Source organism: Gordonia shandongensis DSM 45094 (assembly GCF_000423025.1).
Taxonomy (GTDB): domain Bacteria; phylum Actinomycetota; class Actinomycetes; order Mycobacteriales; family Mycobacteriaceae; genus Gordonia; species Gordonia shandongensis.
Genome location: NZ_AUHE01000028.1, coordinates 1 through 2,136 on the forward strand (window position 1 = coordinate 1; position 2,136 = coordinate 2,136).

The 2,136-nt window shown below is 53.7% G+C and carries 1 protein-coding gene; it reads right to left on the reverse strand.

The genetic code is table 11. The features are described 5' to 3' along the window. Positions 1 to 198 precede the first annotated feature (198 nt). A complete protein-coding gene (locus G528_RS18515; RefSeq protein ID WP_156890467.1) occupies positions 199 to 834 on the reverse strand; it encodes a hypothetical protein in 636 nt (211 codons plus the stop codon). Positions 835 to 2,136: the final 1,302 nt, after the last annotated feature.

Sequence of the window (2,136 nt, forward strand, 5' to 3'; positions counted from 1 at the left end):
CAAGGATGACTTCGACAACCTTTCGTTGAGTCGAAACAGTCGCAGTTGACTCACTGGATCGAAACATCGTGGACACGGGCACTACCCTCCAATCTCCCTGCACTGTTTCCGAACTCAACTATGGCCACACTCTCATCCGACGCTCCGTCACCCTCCGAGGGTATCGGTATAAGTCGTTGAGGTTGCTAGCACTACTTCCTAGTGAGGGCGAACTAGAACACTGTCCACATGTATTCCGCCATTGAATTTTGGTCCACATCGCTGTTTGTTCTCGTAAGATGCCAACGATGCTCTGGGATCTTTTCTAACCAACTCTAGTTGGCTCGGTGAAAGTTCTTTCGAAGAAGCGGTTCCAACAGACAGCAATAACCTGTTTTCTAACTCCATTACGACGCAGTAACCAACAACTGTTTGCTCATCTAGATGCGAGGTAGTATCACGTCCAGTTGATGCAGAGATGAACTTCAGTCCTCCATCTTGTTGCGGGGCAAGAGTGTTATCTATGCCCGGTTCTCCGAGTTTATCCCGGACCTCATCGGCGGACAATCCGATCAGGCTTATGAATCGAATGCGATCCCATTTATCATAATCCGGCCCGGGTCCGACAGTTGAGCCAGTATTACCAGACTTCTCGCCTCCCCAGAGTGATCCCACAATAGAGAGTGGCCTGCCGAAAACAAGAACTAGAACAAGGTAAATAGCTACTATTGATATAGTAGTTACGAAGATCGCCCGAAATCTCCTTGAACGGATGCTTTTACTCCTTTTTACTTCCATTGCAGGTTTGATCCTATCGGTCCGCGTCGTTCTTGAACCGCGCTCGTCGGGAACCATTGATAAGCAGTATATCTCTTGTACTCGCCATTTCGCTCTGAAACGATGTCATACTTCCAAAGCTCCCAGACTTGGTAGTAGGCGATCTCTTCTCCGGGCTTAAGGTCAGGAGGAGCAGTTTGAGATCCGGAGCGGTCGATTCCTTTAGCTTCTCCAGTTTCGGTTGTTTTGCTGTTGCCGACGGCCAGTCCAAGACTAGCTCCGCCATTTTCGACGCCCCCCGAGCCCTCGACTGATTCGGTATTAGAGGCCGATTGCGTTGATGAGTTGGAGAGGTTCATGCCTTGTGTGCAGCTACTAGGAAGCCTTGCGTCCGTTCTGCGACATAGGCCAGCCGGGGCCTCTCCCGGCTTCGGACTCATCTGAATTAGAGTCCGATTTTCGATGTACCAGTCGTAGTCTGTGTAGCATCGCGCTAAGAGTCCGTTTACGTTGTGGGTCCCTTCAGGGCACCTCCAGTTGTTAACCCATCCATCAGGAGAGTTTGCGGGGCCGTTTAGGATTCGACCCTGGCTGTCTTTGTTGCAGTACTTGCATCCATCGTTAATAGGATCACTTGGCGGCGGAGTGTCACCGTACGCTTGGTATTTGTAGTTATCCAGGATGGTCATCAGCCCGAATGGGGACGATTCTCCACTGTCACGGTTTCGCTGAGCACCGCGACGCTGACCACTGTTGTTCTGCTTCTCAGTCTCGTTGGGTGTTACGGGTTTATGTGTCCTTCCACCACTGGTATCACTTCGCCCAGGTATACGTGATCGGGGCGTGTTCGAGGTTCGCGGCGTTGCCTGCCCTCCGATTGGTGCCTGATCGGTTTCTGAGTGTTCGATTTCTCGGCGCTCGGTAGGTGCGTTGAGATTCGGCCCGTCCGATTTGCTCTCGGGTGCTTGGGTGGTGGGGCCGCCGGGTTTTTCCGGAGTCTCCGTGGGGGGTTCTGAGGGTGAGAGTGTTGGCGGTGGGGTGTTACTGCCTCCGCACTTGTAGGGTGCGGGTGGTTTTTTGCCGATGGCTTTCCACGCTGCGTTGTAGGCGGCTGTTTCGCGTTGGCAGCGTTCGGCGAGGGTTTCCGCGGAGGCGGCGGGGGCCAGCGAGATCGCTAGGACCAAGACGGCGATCATCGCCAACAAGACGACGAGAGCACCGGTGAGGAATCCATGCTGGTGATCGGCTCGATTATAGGTCGTGTTCACGTTTTTCGCCCCTTCTTAGATGCGGCTGGTGGGGCCGTGGTCGTAGTACACGTACACACCGGTAGCAGTGGTCACGCTGATCTTGGCGAACGGGCGGACGCTGATCGGCCCG